Annotated in this window: 16 protein-coding genes; 7 read left to right on the forward strand and 9 right to left on the reverse strand. The window is 69.3% G+C overall.

From position 1 onward, the window contains the following. Entirely contained in the window at nucleotides 1-543 is a 543-nt protein-coding gene (locus tag C6A86_RS06405; protein WP_105364419.1) for a cysteine hydrolase family protein, read from the reverse strand. 239 nt (nucleotides 544-782) lie between these two features. On the opposite strand from C6A86_RS06405, the gene C6A86_RS06410 reads away from it, so the two are divergent. Continuing rightward, on the forward strand, nucleotides 783-2,165 hold the full coding sequence (locus C6A86_RS06410; protein ID WP_105364418.1) for an MFS transporter: 1,383 nt from the start codon (nucleotides 783-785) through the stop codon (nucleotides 2,163-2,165). Here C6A86_RS06410 and C6A86_RS06415 read toward each other — a convergent pair. Further along, complete coding sequence (locus C6A86_RS06415) at nucleotides 2,162-3,412, reverse strand: aspartate aminotransferase family protein (protein WP_105364417.1); 1,251 nt, start codon at nucleotides 3,410-3,412, stop codon at nucleotides 2,162-2,164. The genes C6A86_RS06410 and C6A86_RS06415 overlap by 4 nt on opposite strands. Before the next feature lie 77 nt (nucleotides 3,413-3,489). On the opposite strand from C6A86_RS06415, the gene C6A86_RS06420 reads away from it, so the two are divergent. Further along, nucleotides 3,490-4,947 carry an NAD-dependent succinate-semialdehyde dehydrogenase gene (locus tag C6A86_RS06420; protein ID WP_105364416.1) on the forward strand — a complete coding sequence of 486 codons (1,458 nt, stop codon included), beginning with the start codon at nucleotides 3,490-3,492 and terminating at the stop codon, nucleotides 4,945-4,947. Between the two features lie 6 nt (nucleotides 4,948-4,953). On the opposite strand, the gene C6A86_RS06425 is transcribed toward C6A86_RS06420, so the two are convergent. Continuing rightward, nucleotides 4,954-5,634 carry a GntR family transcriptional regulator gene (locus C6A86_RS06425; protein ID WP_105364415.1) on the reverse strand — a complete coding sequence of 227 codons (681 nt, stop codon included), beginning with the start codon at nucleotides 5,632-5,634 and terminating at the stop codon, nucleotides 4,954-4,956. Further along, nucleotides 5,631-6,362 (reverse strand): maleate cis-trans isomerase, encoded by a 732-nt coding sequence (locus tag C6A86_RS06430; RefSeq protein WP_396834837.1) that lies wholly within the window; start codon nucleotides 6,360-6,362, stop codon nucleotides 5,631-5,633. Before C6A86_RS06430 ends, C6A86_RS06425 begins: the two co-directional genes overlap by 4 nt. Before the next feature lie 34 nt (nucleotides 6,363-6,396). Between C6A86_RS06430 and C6A86_RS06435 the strand changes: the two genes are divergently transcribed. Then, complete coding sequence (locus C6A86_RS06435) at nucleotides 6,397-9,273, forward strand: FAD-binding and (Fe-S)-binding domain-containing protein (RefSeq protein ID WP_105364414.1); 2,877 nt, start codon at nucleotides 6,397-6,399, stop codon at nucleotides 9,271-9,273. On the opposite strand, the gene C6A86_RS06440 is transcribed toward C6A86_RS06435, so the two are convergent. Beyond that, nucleotides 9,252-9,974: an Asp/Glu racemase gene (locus C6A86_RS06440; protein ID WP_233213091.1), complete on the reverse strand. Its 723-nt coding sequence runs from the start codon at nucleotides 9,972-9,974 to the stop codon at nucleotides 9,252-9,254. The two genes, C6A86_RS06435 and C6A86_RS06440, sit on opposite strands and share 22 nt — an antisense overlap. A gap of 80 nt (nucleotides 9,975-10,054) precedes the next feature. On the opposite strand from C6A86_RS06440, the gene C6A86_RS06445 reads away from it, so the two are divergent. From C6A86_RS06445 to C6A86_RS06455, 3 genes are read left to right on the forward strand one after another with little or no spacing between them, the layout of a single operon-like run. After that, nucleotides 10,055-11,032 carry a D-2-hydroxyacid dehydrogenase gene (locus C6A86_RS06445; protein WP_311101059.1) on the forward strand — a complete coding sequence of 326 codons (978 nt, stop codon included), beginning with the start codon at nucleotides 10,055-10,057 and terminating at the stop codon, nucleotides 11,030-11,032. Next, nucleotides 11,032-12,444: an amidase gene (locus C6A86_RS06450; RefSeq protein WP_105366151.1), complete on the forward strand. Its 1,413-nt coding sequence runs from the start codon at nucleotides 11,032-11,034 to the stop codon at nucleotides 12,442-12,444. Before C6A86_RS06445 ends, C6A86_RS06450 begins: the two co-directional genes overlap by 1 nt. Then, nucleotides 12,441-12,947 (forward strand): DUF3830 family protein, encoded by a 507-nt coding sequence (locus C6A86_RS06455; protein WP_105366106.1) that lies wholly within the window; start codon nucleotides 12,441-12,443, stop codon nucleotides 12,945-12,947. Before C6A86_RS06450 ends, C6A86_RS06455 begins: the two co-directional genes overlap by 4 nt. An 11-nt stretch (nucleotides 12,948-12,958) precedes the next feature. Here the strand turns inward: C6A86_RS06455 and C6A86_RS06460 are convergent, their stop codons facing one another. From C6A86_RS06460 to C6A86_RS06470, 3 genes are read right to left on the reverse strand one after another with little or no spacing between them, the layout of a single operon-like run. Continuing rightward, the gene (locus tag C6A86_RS06460; RefSeq protein WP_105366107.1) at nucleotides 12,959-13,603 is read right to left on the reverse strand and encodes a nucleoside triphosphate pyrophosphatase; all 645 of its coding nucleotides are present in this window, start codon (nucleotides 13,601-13,603) and stop codon (nucleotides 12,959-12,961) included. Nucleotides 13,604-13,628: 25 nt separating this feature from the next. Continuing rightward, nucleotides 13,629-13,865: an acyl-CoA carboxylase subunit epsilon gene (locus tag C6A86_RS06465; protein ID WP_233213253.1), complete on the reverse strand. Its 237-nt coding sequence runs from the start codon at nucleotides 13,863-13,865 to the stop codon at nucleotides 13,629-13,631. 47 nt (nucleotides 13,866-13,912) lie between these two features. Continuing rightward, nucleotides 13,913-15,541: an acyl-CoA carboxylase subunit beta gene (locus C6A86_RS06470; RefSeq protein WP_105366109.1), complete on the reverse strand. Its 1,629-nt coding sequence runs from the start codon at nucleotides 15,539-15,541 to the stop codon at nucleotides 13,913-13,915. Between the two features lie 152 nt (nucleotides 15,542-15,693). Between C6A86_RS06470 and C6A86_RS06475 the strand changes: the two genes are divergently transcribed. Next, the gene (locus C6A86_RS06475) at nucleotides 15,694-17,319 is read left to right on the forward strand and encodes an AMP-binding protein (RefSeq protein WP_233213258.1); all 1,626 of its coding nucleotides are present in this window, start codon (nucleotides 15,694-15,696) and stop codon (nucleotides 17,317-17,319) included. 2 nt (nucleotides 17,320-17,321) lie between these two features. Here C6A86_RS06475 and C6A86_RS06480 read toward each other — a convergent pair whose 3' ends face one another. Next, nucleotides 17,322-18,068, reverse strand: a complete 747-nt coding sequence (locus tag C6A86_RS06480; RefSeq protein WP_105366110.1) for a bifunctional 2-polyprenyl-6-hydroxyphenol methylase/3-demethylubiquinol 3-O-methyltransferase UbiG — start codon at nucleotides 18,066-18,068, stop codon at nucleotides 17,322-17,324. Nucleotides 18,069-18,136: the final 68 nt, after the last annotated feature.

Here is an 18,136-nt window from a genome sequence, read left to right on the forward strand (position 1 = left end):
TCACACCGGCAGGCAGTCCGCCGCGGGGGTGAGCTGGGCGCGCATGTTGCGCCGCATCATGTGCTGGGCCGCCTCGCCGAGGTCCGCGTCGATGTGTGCCACCGCGTCGGGCGGCACCACCACCTCGTAGTGCCGTATGTAGGCATCGAGGGCGGTGTAGAGCACGCACTGTTCGGTGACCTGGCCGGTGAGCACCAGGCGGTCCGGTTTCATCTGCTGCAGCAGATAGTCCAGCTGGGTGGCGTAGAAGGCGCTGTGCCGGACCTTGGTGAGCCGCAGGCAATCCGGCGTCGGCAGCAGGGGTTCCACCAGGTCGGGCCGGGCGCCGTCGAGTGCCGCGCGCACGATGTCATCCCAGTCTCCGGTGAAGTCGCCGTAGTTGTCGTTGACGTAGACGACGTCGACGTCATCGCGGGCACGCCCGCGCCGGATCAGGTCGGCCAGTGGGTCGACGATGCCGGCGGCGCTGTTCATCAGCAACTCGGCATCGGGGTGCCGGTAGGCGTTGAGCATGTCGATGACGAGCACGGCGGTGTGGGCCATGCCGTGGGGTTACCCCCGGGTCGCCGTTTCGATGCACGCGGTTGACGGCCGGCGATACGGCACGACATTCGCGTTTCGATCTTGATCCGGTGGGTACGCGACTGTGGTGGATGGCGTCGGGTCCGGAGGTGCGCCGGAATGAACAACGACCTCACAGCTGGCCCTTGCCGGCTCCATGTCCGCGGCTACAACCCCGAGCAAGACGCCCGATTCCCGTCCCTGAAACGAGGAGACTCCGAATGAGCAGCTCCGATCACGTGCCGGCACCGAGCGCAGCGGGCGAGCCGTCGCCCGCTGTCCTGAAGAAGGCCATCGCGGCGTCGGCCATCGGCAATGCCACCGAGTGGTTCGACTACGGCCTCTACGCCTACGGCGTCACCTACATCTCCGCGGCGATCTTCCCCGGCGACACCGAGAGCGCCACGCTGCTGGCGTTGATGACGTTCGCGGTGTCGTTTCTGGTGCGCCCGTTGGGTGGGTTCGTCTGGGGCCCGCTCGGTGACAAGCTCGGGCGCCGGCAGATCCTGGCGATCACCATCGTGCTGATGGCCAGCGCCACCTTCTGCGTCGGGCTGGTGCCGACCTACGACGCGATCGGGTTCTGGGCGCCGGTGCTGATGGTGCTGCTGCGGATGATCCAGGGCTTTTCCACCGGCGGTGAGTATGGCGGAGCGGCGACGTTCATGGCCGAGTACGCGCCGCCTCGGCGCCGTGGTTTCATGGGCAGCTTCCTCGAATTCGGTACGCTGGCCGGTTTTTCCGCGGGCGCACTGATGATGCTCGGATTCTCGCTGGTACTCGGTGAAGAGCAGATGAGCAGTTGGGGTTGGCGGGTCCCGTTCCTGATCGCGGCTCCGCTCGGGCTGATCGGGATCTACCTGAGGATGAAGCTCGAGGACACGCCGGTGTTCAGGGAACTGGAGGATCAGGGCAAGGAAGAGGAGAGCGTCGGGGCGGCGTTCAAGGATCTGCTCACCCGCTACTGGGCGCCGATCCTGAAGCTGGGCGGCCTGGTCGTGGCGCTCAACGTGGTGAACTACACGCTGCTGAGTTACATGCCGACCTATCTGGAGCAGGCGATCGGGCTGTCCACCGATATGGCGCTGGTGGTGCCGATCATCGGCATGCTGGCCATGATGGTGTTCGTCCCGTTCGCGGGGCATCTGTCCGACCGGGTCGGCCGCAAGCCGCTGTGGTGGGTGTCGTTGGGCGGTCTGTTCATCGCCGTGGTGCCGATGTTCATGCTGATGTCCACCGGCCCGCTGGGGGCACTGATCGGCTTCGCGGTGCTCGGCCTGCTGTATGTGCCTCAGCTGGCGACGATCTCGGCGATGTTCCCGGCGATGTTCCCGACCCAGGTGCGCTTCGCGGGCTTCGCGATCGCCTACAACGTGTCGACGTCGATCTTCGGTGGCACCGCGCCGGCGCTCAACGAGTGGCTGATCGGTGAGACCGGCAACAACCTGTGGCCGGCGTTCTACATGATGGCCGCGGTGGCTGTCGGCGCCATCGCGCTGAGCAGGGTTCCCGAGACCACCCGCTGCCCGATGAACGGCACCGAGATCCCCGGAACGGCCGAGGCGCCACCGCAGCTGGAGTACGCAGGGGCCGACAGCCGCTAGACCACGGCGCTGACCGCGTCGGCCCAGATGCCGACCGCCTCGTCGACCTGGTCGGCGTCGACCACCAGTGCCGGGATGAACCGCACCACCTGACCCCAGGCTCCGCAGGTCAGCAGCAGGAGGCCGCGCCGTGCGGCCTCCTGCTGTGCCGCGGAGGCGATCGCGGGATCGGGTTTGCCTGCGGCGTCGCGGAATTCGTTGCCCAGCATCAGGCCAAGGCCGCGCACATCGGTGATCGCCTCGTGCTTGTCGGCGACCAGTTGCAGTCCGTCGCGGAGCTGGCTGCCGCGTTCGGCGGCGTTGGCGACCAGGTCCTCGTCGCGGATCACGTCCAGCGTGGCGACGGCCGCCGCGCACGCGACGGCGTTCGCGCCGTAGGTGCCGCCCTGCGAACCGGGCCAGGCCTGGCCCATCAGCTCCTCCGGGGCCGCGATCACCGACAGCGGAAAACCCGACGCCAATCCCTTGGCGGTGATCAGAATATCCAGCCGGGCCCCGAAATGGTCTCCACCCCAAAACTTTCCGGTTCGCCCGAAACCGGTCTGCACCTCGTCGACGATCAGCAGGATGCCGTGCTCGTCGGCCCGCCGGCGTAGCCCGGCAAAGAAGCGTTCGTTCGCCGGCACATAGCCGCCTTCGCCCAGCACCGGTTCGACGATGAACGCCGCGGTGTCGGCGGGCGAGGACATCGTCTGCAACAGGTAATCCAGTTGGGACAGCGCGAAGTCGGTGGTCTGCTCGGCGGGCCAGCCGAAGTGGGTGGGGTCCGGGAACGGCGCGATGTGGACACCGGCCATCAGCGGTGAGAAGCCGGACCGGAATTTGGTGCCCGACGTGGTCAGCGATGCCGCGGCCACCGTCCGGCCGTGGAAGCCGCCGTGGAAGGCGATGATGTTGGGGCGGCCGGTGCTCTGGCGGGCGAGTCGCAGCGCTGCCTCGACGGCTTCGCTGCCGGAGTTCGCGAAGAACACCCGGTCCAGTCCCGCGGGCAGCACCTCGCCGAGGCGCTCGACGAGGGTGAGCAGCGGTCGGTGCATGACGGTGGTGTACTGCGCGTGGATCAGCGTGCCGACCTGTCGCTGCGCGGCCTCGACGACGCGTGGGTGGCAGTGCCCGGTGCTCGTGACGCCGATTCCGGCGGTGAAGTCCAGATAGCGGCGGTCGGCCTCGTCGTAGACCACCGCACCTTCACCGCGGGCGGCCAGCACGCCGGTAGCTTGCTTGAGGACGGGAGAAAGCGCGGTCACGTCAGCTCCTTGATTGTCGACGGGTAGATTGTCAACAATCTAGCGGACAACGGCGCGGTACCAGAAGGGGTGATGGAGTGGACGAGGCACGGGTGGTAGCAGCCGTCCGGAAACGGCTGTTCCTCGGCGGCGAATGGGTGGACGCCGCCGACGGGCGCACCGCCGACGTCGTCGACCCGGCGACGGGGATGACACTGTGTGCGGTCGCCGACGCCGCACCGGCCGACGGTCGTGCCGCGTTGGCCGCCGCCGTCGCCGCCCAACCCGGCTTCGCGGCGATGGCGCCGCGCGAGCGCGCCGACATCCTCACCCGCGCCTACACGCTGCTGCATGATCGTGTCGACGATCTGGCGCTGTTGATGACACTGGAGATGGGCAAGCCGCTGGCCGAGGCTCGCGGTGAGATTGCTTACGCCGCAGAGTTTTTCCGGCACTTCGCCGCTGAAGCGGTGCGTATCGACGGTGGCTACCAGATCGCTCCTGCCGGTGGGGCCCGCTTTCTTCTCACCCGCCAACCGGTCGGGCCGTGCCTGCTGATCACGCCCTGGAACTTCCCGATGGCGATGGGCACCCGAAAGCTCGGGCCGGCGATCGCGGCGGGCTGCACCAGCATCATCAAGCCGGCGCCGCAGACACCGCTGTCGATGCTCGCGCTCATGGACATCCTCGCCGAGGCCGGGCTGCCCGCCGGGGCGGTCAACTGCATCACCACCACCGAGGCCGGGCCGGTGGTCGAGCCGTTGATCCGGTCGGGGCAGATCCGTAAGTTGTCGTTCACCGGATCGACGAACGTCGGCCGGATGCTGCTCGAACAGTGCGCGGAGAAGATCCTGCGTACGTCACTGGAGCTCGGCGGCAACGCCCCCCTCCTGGTGTTCGACGACGCCGACCTGGACGAGGCGGTCGAGGGCGCGCTCGCGGCCAAAATGCGCAATATGGGGGAGGCATGCACCGCGGCCAACCGCATCTACGTGCAGGCTCCGGTGATCGACGAGTTCGGCCGCCGGCTGGCCGAGCGGATGGCCGGGCTCACGATGGGCCGCGGCACCGAGGATGGTGTGAACGTCGGGCCGCTGATCGACGAGGCCGCGCTGCGTAAGGTGCAGACCCTGGTCGCCGACGCCGTCGAGCGTGGGGCGTCGGTGCTGACCGGTGGTGCGGCGCCCGGCGGGCCAGGGTACTTCTACCCGCCGACGGTGCTGACCGGCGTGCCGCGCGACGCCGACATGTGCGATCAGGAGATCTTCGGACCCGTCGCGCCGCTCACCGCGTTCGATACCGAGGCCGACGCGATCGCGGCCGCCAACGACACCGAATACGGTTTGGTCTCTTACGTTTTCACCAACGACCTGCGCCGGGCGTTGCGGGTCGCCGAGGCGCTGGAGACCGGTATGGTCGGGTTGAACCAGGGTGTGGTGTCCAACCCGGCCGCCCCGTTCGGCGGCGTCAAGGCCTCCGGACTCGGCCGCGAGGGCGGCTCGGTGGGCATCGACGAGTTTCTCGAGACGAAGTACATCGGCATCAAGATGGAGTGACCGGGCTCAGACGCTGGCGGGCTCGGCCCCCTCGACGGCCGGGTCGTCGATCAGCCGTGCCAGTGCGTCGTCCATGTGGGCCACCAGCAGCCGGTCGGTGAGGTCGCGGTCCCCGGAGCGGATCGCCGCGGCCAGCGTGCGGTGCTCCTCCTCGCGAAAGTCCGACTTGGCGTAGGTCTCGTCGAGAGCGTGGATGCACATCCGGGTCTCGGTGATGAACGTCAGGTGCATCCGGGCCAGCCGCGGGCTGCCGGACAGTTTCACCAGCTCCTCATGGAACGCGATGTCGACCTCGCTGACGGCCGCCGGGGTGGGGGCGTCCCCCATCCGGTCGACGATCGCCAGCAGAACGTCCCCGGCGGCGAGGTGATCGCCGTCGTCGATGATCTTGCGGGCCGCGGCGCGTTCGGCGGCGGCACGGGCCAGGTACATGTCGCGGATGTCGACGGGGGTCAGCTCCACGACGAACAGCCCGCGGTTGCGAATCGCGACCAGCAGCCCCTCCTGGGTGAGGCGTTGCATCCCCTCGCGCAACGGCCCGCGGCTGACGCCGAGCTGGCGGGCCAGCTCGGCCTCACCGAGTTGCTCGCCGGGCTTGAGTTCGCCGTAGCCGATGGCCGCGCGCAGCTTGTCGGCGATGATGCTGGGCGTCGACTTCTGCATGAGCGGCCCGATGTGCCCGGTCATCGTCGCCCCCCGAACAGCGCGCCGAGGCCCGGTAAGGCCGGCACCTCTCCGAGCAGGTGCAATCCCTTCCACACCGTCACCTGGTTGGCGGTCAGCACCGGCTTGCCGACGGCGTCCTCGAGGCGCTCGATGATCGCGAGCGTGTGCATCGCGGTATCGGGCACCAGCACCGCGTCGGCGTCGGGATGATCGGCGGCGGTGACCATCTCGATGACCCGCGCCGGGTCCAGGGTGCCGACCTCGGCGGCGGTGTAGATGCCGTGGCTGCCCATCGACACCACCTCGGCCCCGCCGGCGGACAGGAACGCCACGAAGTGCTGAGCGACATCGTCGGGATAGGAGGCCGCGACGGCGACCCGGTGCAGGCCCAGGAAACGCAGCGCGTCGACGAACGCGATGGACGTCGAGGATGCCGGTACCCCGGCCGCGGCGGCCACCGCGGCCACCTGGTCGGCGGCGCCCGCCGCGCCGAAGACGAAGCTGCCCGAGGTACAGGCCCACATCACCGCGTCCGGGCGCGCGGTGGCCAGCTGGGCGGCGCCGTCGGCGAGGCGGGTGTCGCTGCCGAGGTCGAGCAGGGCATCGACGCGGTGCGCGTCTTCGCCGACGGAGGTGATGACGACGGGTAACCGCACCGCGCCGGCGATCCGGTCCTCGAGGGCGGGAAAGTCGTCTTCGGCGCTGTGGCCGGGGTAGAGCAGGCCGACGGTCGGCATGGGTCCCTCCATGGCTTGTCGATGCCGGGATAGTAGATTGTCAACAATGTTAACGCCCGCCACCTACGACGTCAGGCGGCTGGGCGCACAGCTGCGTTCCGAGCTGCGCGGCACGGTCGGTGACGATGCCACCGCCAAGGGTCTCTACGCCGTCGACGCGTCCAATTACCGGGTGGTGCCCGACCTCGTGGTGGTCCCCGCCGACGTCGACGATCTCGCCGTGGCGGTGCTGCTGACCGCCGCCGCGGGCGCGCCGGTCACGCTGCGCGGCGGCGGGACGTCGATGGCCGGCAACGCCATCGGCGGGGTCGTCATCGACGCGTCCCGGCATGTGAACCGGATCGTGGACATCGATCCCGCCGCCGGGACCGCCGTCGTCGAACCCGGCGTGGTGCTCACCAGCCTGCTGGCCGCCGCCCGGCCGCACAGGCTGACCTTCGGCGCCGACCCGTCCTCGGCCAGCCGCGCCACCCTCGGCGGGATGATCGCCAACAACGCCTGCGGCGCGCACTCGGTGGCGTGGGGCACCACCGCCGACAACGTGCGGTCCCTGGACGTGCTGCTCGCCGACGGCACCCGCGTCACGGCGACCGCGGGCGGCGACCGCCACGAACTGACCACCAGGGCCGGCCGCGAAGGCGAACTGCACCGGCAGCTCACCGGCTTCACCGACGTCCACGAGGCGGCGATCCGGCGCGGTTTCGGCCGGTTCACCCGCCAGATCTCCGGGTACGCGCTGCACGAGCTGCTGCCCGAGCACGGCTACAACGTGGCCGCGCTGCTGTGCGGGAGCGAGGGCGGGTTCGCTGCCACCCTGCGGGCGACCGTGGCGCTGACACCGGTGCCGGCCGCGCGGGTGCTGTGTGTGCTGGGTTTCGCCGATTCCATCGCTTCGGCCGAATGCGTGCCTGCGGTGCTGGCGCACCGCCCGCTGACGATGGAGTCCATCAACGATCAGCTCGTCGACCGGCTGCCCGGCGAGGTGCGGCGCGCGGCGATCGCCGCCGGACTCCCCGGCGGGCGCGCCTGGGTGCTGGTCGAGATGGGCGGCGAAGATCTGGTGTCCGCCACCGCGGCGGCCGAGAAGATGCTTGCCGCACTGAAGGATTCGGGCTCACCGGCGACCGCGTCGCTGGTGACCGAGCCGACGGCGCAGGCCGTGCTGTGGCGATGCCGCACCGATGCGGCCGGGCTGGCGACCCGGCGCGCCGACGGTGCCGAAGCCTGGGGCGGCTGGGAGGATGCCGCGGTTCCGCCACAGCGCCTCGCCGACTACCTGCGCGGCCTGGACGCGATCATGGGCCGCTACGGGCTGTCCGGCGCCTCCTACGGGCACTTCGGCGAGGGCTGTATGCACATGCGTATCGACTTCGACCTGCTCAGCAGCGAGGGGGTGGCCGCCTACCGGGCATTCGTGGAAGAGGCCACCGATCTGGTGGTGGCGCTGGGCGGTTCGGTGTCCGGGGAGCACGGCGACGGCCGGGCCCGCTCGGAGATGCTGGGCCGGATGTACGGCGCAGACGGGCTGGCTTTGCTGGCCGCAATGAAGGACATCTGGGATCCGGCGCGGGTACTCAACCCGGGGGTCATCGTGGATCCGCCCGCGCTGGACGTGGGGATCCGCCATGTCGGTCCGGCCAAAGACCGGAAGTTGTTGACGCTGTTCGCCTATCCCGACGACCACCACGACTTCGCGCAGGCACAACGGCGCTGCGTCGGCATCGGCAAGTGCCGCCAGAGCGCCGGCGGGGTGATGTGTCCGAGCTACCAGGCCACCCGCGAGGAGCAGCACTCCACCCGCGGGCGCGCGCACCTGCTGTGGGAGATGCTGGCCGGCGATGTGGTCACCGACGGCTGGCGCTCCACCGAGGTGCGCGACGCGCTCGATCTCTGTCTGTCCTGCAAGGGGTGCCTGTCGGACTGCCCGGTGAACGTCGACATGGCCACCTACAAGGCCGAATTCACCCACCACCACTACGCGGGCCGACCGTGGGCGCGGCCACTGTCGCACTGGTCCATGGGTTGGCTGCCGCTGTGGTCGCGGGTGGCGGCCAAGGCGCCGAAGGTGGCCAACCGGCTGGCCCGCGGCCCGCTGGTGAAACGGCTGGGTGGCATCGCTCCGCAGCGCGAGATCCCGGCGTTCGCCGAGCAGACGTTCACGTCCTGGTTCGCCGGCCGGCCCGAGCGCGAGGGCGCCCGCGGCCCAGTGCTGCTGTGGCCGGACAGCTTCACCGAGCACCTGGCCCCGCAGGTCGGGCAGGCCGCCGTCGAGGTGCTCGAGGACGCGGGGTATCGGGTGGTGCTGCCCGACGGCCCGGTGTGCTGCGGGCTGACCTGGATCTCCACCGGTCAGCTCAAGGCGGCTCGCCATCAGCTGCAGAGATCGTTGTCGCGGCTGGCGCCGCACCTGGATGCCGGCACCCCGATCGTCGGGCTGGAACCCAGTTGCACCGCGGCGCTTCGTCGCGACGCCCCCGAACTGCTGGCCGACGACCCGCGGGCGGCTCAGGCCGCCGCGGCGACACACACCTTCGCCGAGTTCATCGTCGCGTCGGGCTGGCAGCCGCCGCGCCTGCCCGCGCCGGCACTGGTGCAGACGCACTGCCACCAGCACGCGGTGCTCGGCTTCGACGCCGACCGCGCGCTGATGGCCGCCGCGGGCATCGCCGCCGACATCCCGGACTCCGGATGTTGCGGGTTGGCGGGCAATTTCGGGTTCGAACGCGGCCACTACGAGGTGTCGCAGGCGGTGGGGGAGCGGGTGCTGTTACCCGCGGTCCGCAAGGCCGACCCGAGCACGGTCGTCATCGCCGACGGATTCAGTTGCCGCACCCAGATCGCGCAGGGCACCCCGCGCCGGGCCGTGCACCTGGCCGAACTGCTGGCCCAGGGGGTGCGCGCTCAGCGCTCCATCAACTGCTGACCGGGTCCGACGGCCTTGCGGCCGATCAGACTCAGCGCATGCCACATGGTGACCTGATTCGCGGTCAGCACCGGCTTGTGCAGTTCGGCCTCCAGCGCGGCGATCACGTCGTAGGTCGGCATGTTCGTGCAACTGATGAACACCGCGTCGGCGTCGTCGGTGTCGGTCTCGCGGACCAGTTGCATGGTGACCTCGTGGGGCACCGTCCAGATGTCGGAGATCAGACCGAGGCCGGAGGCCGCGGTGACCTCGATACCGGATTCGCCGAGGAAGGCCGTCAGCCCCACGGTCAGGTCGGCGGTGTAGGGCGTGGCCGTGGCGATCCTGGTGATCGCCAGGTGGCGCAGCGCCTCGAGCAGCGCACCGCTGGTGGTCAGCGCCGCCAGGGCGCCGGCGCCCCTCATCGCGGCCACCAGTGCCCGTTCGGCCAACGGGCCGCCGACGAAGCTGCCCGATGTACATGCATAGGCCATGACCAGCGGTGATACCGCCGAGACGTCGATGACGCTCTGGGCTGCGGTCTCGGGGTCGGAGATGTGCACGGCCATCTCCAGGGTGGCAGGCATGGGGGCGTGGGGCATGCGGGTGACGTGCAGGCTGACGTCATCGGGAAGCCACCGCCAGAGTTCGCGGTCGAGCGCGAAATCGTAGGGCACCACCACGCCGATACCGGCTTGGTGCAGAGGTGGCGACGGGCTCATTGGCACAGTGTGAGGCCGGTGTGACCCCTCCGCAAGTCGATTGTTGACAATAGTACGTTTTGGTTCCTAGCCTCGTTGCCGTGCCTCGACAACGACCGGTGATCGCGGTGCTGTGCGAGCAAGCGGATGACCGGCCACCGGGGCTGGCGAACCTCGATGTCGACTTCCGCTTCTGCACCGCCGACGGCCTCCCCGAGGCGGTCCGCGGAGCACAGGCGCTGCTGCTGTGGGACTTCTTCTCGACCGCCGTGCGTGACGCGTGGCCCGATGCGAAAGATCTTGAATGGATTCACATCACCGCCGCCGGGGTGGACACACTGCTGTTCGACGAACTGCGTGACTCCGGGGTGGTGGTGACCAACGCGCGCGGGGTGTTCGACCGACCACTGGCCGAATACGTGCTCGGGGCGGTCATCGCGCACGCGAAGGACAGTCGCACCAGCTTCGCGCTGCAGGCCCGTCACCAGTGGCGCCACCGCGAGACGCGATCGGTCACCGGCGCCACCGCCTTGGTGGTCGGTACCGGTGGCATCGGCCGCGAGATCGCCAGGCTGCTGCGGGCCGTGGGGGTGACCGTGCGCGGCGCGGGCCGACGGCCCGCCTCCGGCGATCCCGACTTCGGTGAGATCGTCGACAGCGCAATGCTTTCCGCGCACGCAGGATGGTGTGATCACCTGATTCTGGCCGCCCCGCTGACCGCGGCCACCCGAGGTCTGGTCGACGCTGAGGTGCTGGCGGCGATGAAACCCGACGCGCATCTGGTGAACATCGCCCGGGGCCCGATGGTCGACGAGGCCGCGCTGCTCGACGCCCTGGCGCACGGCAGGATCGGGGGTGCGACGCTCGACGTGTTCGACACCGAGCCGCTGCCGCCCGAGCACCCACTGTGGGACGCTCCCAACGTGACGATCACCGCGCACATGTCCGCCGACGTGATCGGCTGGCGCGACGAGCTGGCCGGTCAGTTCGCGGCCAATGCCCGACGGTGGCTGGCCGGCGAGCCGTTGCACAACGTCATCGACAAGAAGCTGGGCTACATCCCGGCCGGAAGGCCGTGATGCTTCCCGAGGCCACCGAACTCGTTGCGGGCTACCGGGATCGGACGCTCTCCCCGGTGGAGGCCACCCGCGCCGCGCTGGCCGCGATCGAGGCCTACGACGGTGCGGTGAATGCGTTCGTGCTCGTCGACGCCGAAGGTGCGCTGGCCGCGGCACAGGAATCGGAGGCGCGCTGGCACGCCGGTGCGCCGCTGGGCCCGGGAGACGGGGTACCGACGTCGATCAAGGATGTGTTCCTCACCCGGGGGTGGCCGACACGGCGGGGCAGCGCCCTGATCGACCCGGCCGGACCGTGGGACGAGGACTCGCCGTGCGTGGCCCGGTTGCGCGAGACCGGCGCGGTGATCCTGGGAAAGACGACCTCGCCGGAGTACGCGTGGAAGGGCGTCACCGATTCGCTGACCTTCGGTGCCACCGGCAACCCGTGGGACCCGGCGGTGACCGCGGGCGGCTCCAGCGGGGGCAGCGCGTCGGCGGTGGGGCTGGGCATGGGGTCCTGGTCGATGGGCACCGATGGCGGTGGCTCCGTGCGTATTCCGGCGGGATTCACCGGCACCGTCGCGCTGAAACCCACGTTCGGGCTGATCCCGCACTATCCGGCCAGCCCGTTCGGGACGCTGGCGCATTCCGGGCCGATGACGCGCACGGTCCGCGATACCGCTGCACTGATGGATGTGGTGACGGGCTTCGACGCCCGCGACTGGTCGGCGATGCCGGCGCCGGCGCGCTCGTTCCTGCACGGTCTCGACGACGGGATGGCCGGGCTGCGAGTCGGGTTCTCGCCGAACCTCGGCTTCGTCCGCAACGACCCGGACGTCGATGCAGCCGTGCGCGCCGCGGTGGCCGTGCTCGAACAGGCCGGCGCCCGCATCGAGGAGGCAGACCCGGGTTTCACCGATCCTGTCGAGGCGTTCCATGTGCTCTGGTTCTCCGGCGAGGCCAAGGTGTTGCAAGGTCACGGGGAACTGGCCGCCCTGGCGGGTCGCGTCGACCCCGGACTGTTGCGCACGGCGACACGCGGCGCGATGTACTCGGCCTCGGACTACCTGGACGCAGTGGCGGTACGAATGCAGTTGGGGCAGTTGATGGGGCGGTTCCACGAGCGCTACGACGTGCTGGTGACCCCGACGCTTCCGCTGCCCGCCTTCCCGGTCGGCCAGGATGTACCGGACGGCTCGGCGTCGCCGGACTGGACGAGCTGGACGCCGTACACCTACCCGTTCAACATGACCCAGCAACCCGCGCTGAGCGTGCCGTGCGGATTCACCGGGACCGGACTGCCGGTGGGCCTGCAGATCATCGGCCCGCGGCACGCCGACGCGCTGGTGCTGCGGGTGGGACAGGCCTACCAGTCGGCCACGGACTGGCACCGACACACGCCGAAACTGATGGCACAGCAGGAGGATTTGTGAGCAGGTTGATCACCGTCTCGTTGGACAAGCGGGGCGTGACGTGCACGGCGCGCCTGCTCGATGAGCAGGCGCCCCGCACCTGCGCGGCGGTGTGGGATGTGCTGGCCGACGGTCCGCTGTCCGCGCAGGTCTTCCATGGCAAGTACGCCCGCAACGAGATCTACACCTTGCTGCCGGCGTTCACCGGCGCCGACCCGGGCAAGGAGAACACCACGGTCACGCCGATTCCCGGTGACCTGTGCTGGTTCTCGTTCGACTCCGATGATCTCGGCAATCCGGCGTACGGCTACGAGAACAGCACCGGCACCGGTACCACCGGCGCGATCGTCGACCTCGCGTTGTTCTACGGGCGCAACAACCTGTTGATCAACGGCGATCAGGGCTGGATACCTGGCAACGTGTTCGGCACCATCACCGACGGCCTCGAGGAGATGGCGGCGGCGTGCCAGGATCTGTGGATGGGCGGCGTGCGCGGGGAGACGCTGAGCTTTCGGCGCGCCTGATCGGGCCGACGTCAGCCGGCGGGAGCGTTCGCCGCCCAGAGCGCGGCCACGGATATGCCCATCTCCGCCACGAGGCCTCGTACCAGCGGCAGGCTCAGCCCGATGACGTTGGCCGGGTCGCCCTCGATCCGCTCGATGAACCAGCCGCCCAAGCCGTCCAGGGTGAAGGCCCCGGCGACGCCGGCCGGTTCACCGCTGGCGACGTAGGCATCCAGCTCGGGCTCGGTGGGCGTGCCGAAATGCACTGTGGTGGAACCGGTCTCACCGCCCGTGTGGGTGATGACGCCCGCGAAGATCCGCAGCAACGCGTGCCCGGTGAGCAGCCGGCCGGTGCCACCGGCCATCGTCAGCCACTGTTGTCGCGCCGCGTCCGGTGAGCCCGGTTTGCCGCAGAGCGCCCCGTCCCGGTACAGCAGCGAGTCGCAGCCCAGTACGACGCAGTCGGCGGACACCTCGTCGGGCAGCTGCGCAGCCACGCTGACAGCCTTGGCGTTGGCCAGCTTGGCCACCACCGCCTCGGGTGGGGTGTCTGGGTCCAGCGAGGCCACCAGGGCGTCCTCGTCGACGGCAGAGACGACGACCAGCGGGTCGATGCCGGCCTGTTGCAGCACCCGCAGCCTGCCGGCCGAGGCCGAACCCAGGACGACCCTGGTCATGCAGTGACCTCGTTCGCGCGGGCGCTCACTTGCGCAGGTGGGTCCGCTCCAGCAGCGTCACCCGCTGCCAGCTGTGGCTCTGGTAGCGCAGCCGGTCGACCGGATGGCCCCACAGGTTCTTCTCGGTGACCGCCGGCTCGGCCGGACCGCCGCCGGCGGCCGACAGCACGCCGATCAGCGCGGCCAACTCCGCATCGGTCGGTGAACCCTTGAGCACCTTGATGTGCGGCTCATGGGTTGCCGGTGCTGTGACCTCTGCCACGGGGGTCTCGCTCGCGTCGCTCACAGTCGCTGAATCGTTCGCTTCGCTCACAGTGGGATGTTTCCGTGCTTCTTCGGCGGGACCTGGCTGATCTTGCGCTCGAGCAGCCGCAGCGCGGTACCCACGTAGCCGCGGGTGTGCGACGGCGGGATGACCGCGTCGACATACCCGCGCTCGGCCGCGATGTACGGGTTCACCAGGGTGTCCTCGTAGGTCTGCTGCAGTTCCAGGCGCAGGCTGTCGACGTCCTTGCCCTCTGCCGCTGCGTCCTTGAGTTCCTTGCGGTAGACGAAGCCGACGGCGCCGGAAGCGCCCATGACGGCGATCTGTGCGGTGGGCCAGGCCACCACGACGTCGGCGCCCATGTCCTTGGACCCCATCACGCAGTACGCGCCGCCGTAGGACTTGCGGGTGATCACGGTGATCTTCGGGACGGTGGCTTCGCCGTAGGCGTACAGCAGCTTGGCGCCACGGCGGATGATGCCGTTGAACTCCTGGTCGGTGCCCGGAAGGAAGCCCGGGACATCCACCAGCAGCACGATCGGGACGTTGAACGCGTCGCAGGTGCGGATGAAACGCGCGGCCTTCTCCGAGGCGTTGATGTCCAGGCAGCCGGCGAACTGGGTGGGCTGGTTGGCCACGATGCCGACCGGCCGGCCGTCGACCCGGCCGAAACCGACGAGGATGTTGGTGGCGTAGCCGGCCTGCACCTCGAGGAACTCGTCATCGTCGAGGATGCGCGAGATGACCTCGTGCATGTCGTAGGGCTGGTTCGGCGAATCCGGGATCAGGGTGTCGAGCTCGATGTCCTCACCGGTGAGGTTGTCCTCGATGGCTCCGGCCGGGACCGCCACCGGGTACCGCGGCGGATCGGCGTAGTTGTTCGACGGCAGGTAGCTCAGCAGGTCGCGGACGTAATCCAGGGCGTCCTGTTCGCCGGAGGCGACATAGTGCACGGTGCCGGACTTGGCCATGTGGGTGTGCGCGCCACCCAGCTCCTCCATGGTGACGTTCTCGCCGGTGACGGTCTTGATGACATCGGGTCCGGTGATGAACATCTGGCTGGTCCCATCGACCATGATGACGAAGTCGGTCAGCGCCGGGGAGTAGACGTGTCCACCGGCGGCGGCGCCCATGATCAGCGAGATCTGCGGGATGACGCCGGAGGCCTTGATGTTGTTGTGGAAGATCTTGCTGTACAGGCCGAGCGAGACCACGCCCTCCTGGATGCGGGCACCGGCACCGTCGTTGATGCCGATCAGGGGGCGGCCGGTCTTGATGGACAGCTCCTGGACCTTCACGATCTTCTCGCCGTAGACCTCGCCGAGGCTGCCGCCGAAGACGGTGGCGTCCTGGCTGAAGATGCAGACCTCGCGGCCGTCGATGGTGCCGTACCCGGTCACCACACCATCACCGGTGGGCCGGTTCTTCTCCAGGCCGAAGTTGGTGGACCGGTGCCGGGCCAGCGCGTCGAGCTCGACGAACGAACCCTCGTCCAGCAGCGCGTAGATCCGCTCGCGGGCGGTCAGCTTGCCCTTGGCGTGCACCTTCTCGACCGCGGCCTCGCCCACCGGGTGCAGCGCCTCTTCGGCGCGCTTGCGCAGGTCGGCCAGCTTGCCGGCCGTGGTGTGGATATCGGGTACGTGCTCTGCCGCCGGCTCGATAGTGCTCGTCATGGGAGTCGATGCTAGCTGTACTTCTAAGAACTGCATAAGAGAGGTGCGAGTTAACTCACCCTGTGTCGCCCGACGGCCAAGCTGTGTCGGTGCCGATCGACGACCTGACCCGCGATTCCATCCCCGACCCGAGGCGCGATTGCATCGCGGGCATGCTGCTGGACCGACGCGGGGATACCCGGCCGGGCCTGCGGTCCAGGGAACGCACCTGGACCTGGGACGAGGTTGTCGCCGAATCCGCCGCCCGCGGTGCGCTGGCCACCGCGCTGCTGGCCGAGCGTCCCGGAGCCCCGCCGCACATCGGGGTGCTGCTGCCCAATGTCCCCGATTTCGTGTTCTGGCTCGGTGGCGCGGCACTGTCCGGGGCCACCGTGGTGGGCATCAACCCGACCCGTGGCGCTGCCGAGCTGGCCGCCGAGATCCGGCTCGCCGATTGCCAACTGATCGTCACCGACGCCGCGGGCGCCGAGCGGCTGCGCACACTGGATCTCGACGCCGCGCCGTTGGTGATCGACACCCCGGACTACGCCGCCGCCGTCGACGCGTACCGCGGGGCGCCGCTGGGCGCCGAGATCGACGAGGACACGCTGCTGCTGTTGCTGTTCACCTCGGGGACCACCGGCGCGTCCAAGGCGGTCCGGTGCAGCCAGGGCAGGCTGGCCCGGATCGCGTACGCGGCGGTGGACAAGTACGGGCACCGGCGCGAGGACGTCGAGTACTGCAGCATGCCGCTGTTCCACGGCAACGCGATCATGGCGCTGTGGGCACCCGCGCTGGCGGTCGGCGCCACCGTGTGCCTCGCCCCCTCCTTCTCCGCCTCGCGGTTCCTGCCCGACGTCCGGTACTTCGGGGCAACCTTCTTCACCTACGTCGGCAAGGCGCTCGGTTATCTGATGGCCACCCCGGAACGGCCCGATGACGCGGACAATCCGCTGCAGCGCGGATTCGGCACCGAGGCCTCACCGGAGGACCAGGCCGAGTTCCGCCGCCGGTTCGGCGCCGAACTGTTCGAGGGATACGGCTCCAGTGAGGGTGGCGGTGCGGTCACACTGGCTCCCGACGCACCGCCGGGCGCGCTGGGCCGGCCCGCGCACGACGGTGTCGCCATCGTCGACCCGCACACGCTCAAGCGCTGTGCCGCAGCGGTTCTGGACGCCGGAGGCCGGGTGCTCAACCCTGACGAGGCGGTCGGCGAGATCGTCGACAAGTTCGGCACCCGAACCTTCGAGGGCTACTACAACAACGACGTGGCCAACGCCGAACGGATTCGCAACGGGTGGTACTGGACCGGTGACCTGGGCTACCTCGACGAGGCGGGTTTCCTCTACTTCGCCGGGCGCCGCGGCGACTGGATCCGGGTCGACGGCGAGAACATCTCCGCACTCACCATCGAACACGTGCTGCGCCGGCACCCCCAGGTGATCGCGGCAGGCGTGTTCGCCGTCCCCGATCCGCGGTCCGGGGACCAGGTGATGGCCGCAATCGAGGTCGCCCGCCCGGATCGTTTCGACACCGGTGAGTTCGCCGCCTTCCTGGCGAGCCAGGAAGACTTGGGGGCCAAGGGGACTCCGCGGTTGCTGCGCGTCTCGGACAATCTGCCCGTCACCGGATCCAACAAGGTGCTCAAACGTGAACTGCAACAGCAGCGTTGGCACACCGAGGAGCCGGTGTACCGGTGGGCGGGCCGCGGTGCGGTGGCGTATCGGCAGATGGATGCCGGCGACCGGCGGTCCCTCGACGCCGAGTTCACCCGATACGGACAGCATCGCCGCAGCTGAGATCAGGCGACCTTGCGCAGCACCACCACCGAGAAACTGGCCAACACCGGGACCGGGTGCCTGCGCAGGAACCTGCTCTTGGCGTCCTCCAGCGCCTGCAGCGGCGGGATCACCGAGTAGTAGGCGTGGCCGAAGCTGGACTTCCACTGCTCGACCTTGAAACCGAAGCCTTCGAACTTGTCCATCGCGCGCCGGGTGGGGCCAGTGGTCCCGCGGTAATAGGCCGGGAACTTCTCCAGATTGGGCTGATCCAGCCTGCCCGGCTGCACCTTGTCCAGGATCCGACGTGCCGTGCGCTCCGGGATCAGTTTGTTGACCAGAAACGGAAAGGTTCCCAGCGTCGGGTAGAAGTGCACCGACAGCCCGCCGGGGCGCAGTAGCCGGTTGCAGTTCTCATGGAAGACAACGGGATCGGGCAGATGCTCGCACAACATCTTCGAGAACACCAGGTCGTAGGCGCCGACGTCGTCGGCGATCGGCTGGCACAGGTCCACCACCCGGGTCTGCACGTCCACGGCCGCCTTGCTGAGTTCCAGCGGCGAGATGTCCACGACGACCCGACGATCGGCGAAACCCCACTTCTCGTCGTCGCCGACCACCGGATTGGCGCCGCCGCCCAGTTCGGCGACCGCGTTCACGCCCTCACGCCGCGCCAGATCCAGTACCGCGTCGTCGTATCCCTGCCACAGCTCGGCGAAATCCCGGTACTCGACGTCATCGCACGTCTCGGAGAAATATGTCTGTGCCATCGGCTTGCCCCCGCAAAGTCGTGTTGGAGGTTCTGACGGTACCCACACCGGGGCACGGATAGTGCAGC

Origin of the sequence: Mycobacterium sp. ITM-2016-00316, from assembly GCF_002968335.2 — a bacterium.
In the GTDB taxonomy this organism is placed as follows: Bacteria; Actinomycetota; Actinomycetes; order Mycobacteriales; family Mycobacteriaceae; genus Mycobacterium.

Bases quoted from the DNA above. Each gene is read 5' to 3' on its own strand.
- C6A86_RS06405 (WP_105364419.1), bottom strand. From the start codon at position 543: ATGGCCCACACCGCCGTGCTCGTCATCGACATGCTCAACGCCTACCGG.
- C6A86_RS06410 (WP_105364418.1), top strand. From the start codon at position 783: ATGAGCAGCTCCGATCACGTGCCGGCACCGAGCGCAGCGGGCGAGCCG.
- C6A86_RS06425 (WP_105364415.1), bottom strand. From the start codon at position 5,634: ATGACCGGGCACATCGGGCCGCTCATGCAGAAGTCGACGCCCAGCATC.
- C6A86_RS06430 (WP_396834837.1), bottom strand. From the start codon at position 6,362: ATGGAGGGACCCATGCCGACCGTCGGCCTGCTCTACCCCGGCCACAGC.
- C6A86_RS06435 (WP_105364414.1), top strand. From the start codon at position 6,397: ATGTTAACGCCCGCCACCTACGACGTCAGGCGGCTGGGCGCACAGCTG.
- C6A86_RS06440 (WP_233213091.1), bottom strand. From the start codon at position 9,974: ATGAGCCCGTCGCCACCTCTGCACCAAGCCGGTATCGGCGTGGTGGTG.
- C6A86_RS06450 (WP_105366151.1), top strand. From the start codon at position 11,032: ATGCTTCCCGAGGCCACCGAACTCGTTGCGGGCTACCGGGATCGGACG.
- C6A86_RS06460 (WP_105366107.1), bottom strand. From the start codon at position 13,603: ATGACCAGGGTCGTCCTGGGTTCGGCCTCGGCCGGCAGGCTGCGGGTG.
- C6A86_RS06470 (WP_105366109.1), bottom strand. From the start codon at position 15,541: ATGACGAGCACTATCGAGCCGGCGGCAGAGCACGTACCCGATATCCAC.
- C6A86_RS06475 (WP_233213258.1), top strand. From the start codon at position 15,694: ATGCTGCTGGACCGACGCGGGGATACCCGGCCGGGCCTGCGGTCCAGG.
- C6A86_RS06480 (WP_105366110.1), bottom strand. From the start codon at position 18,068: ATGGCACAGACATATTTCTCCGAGACGTGCGATGACGTCGAGTACCGG.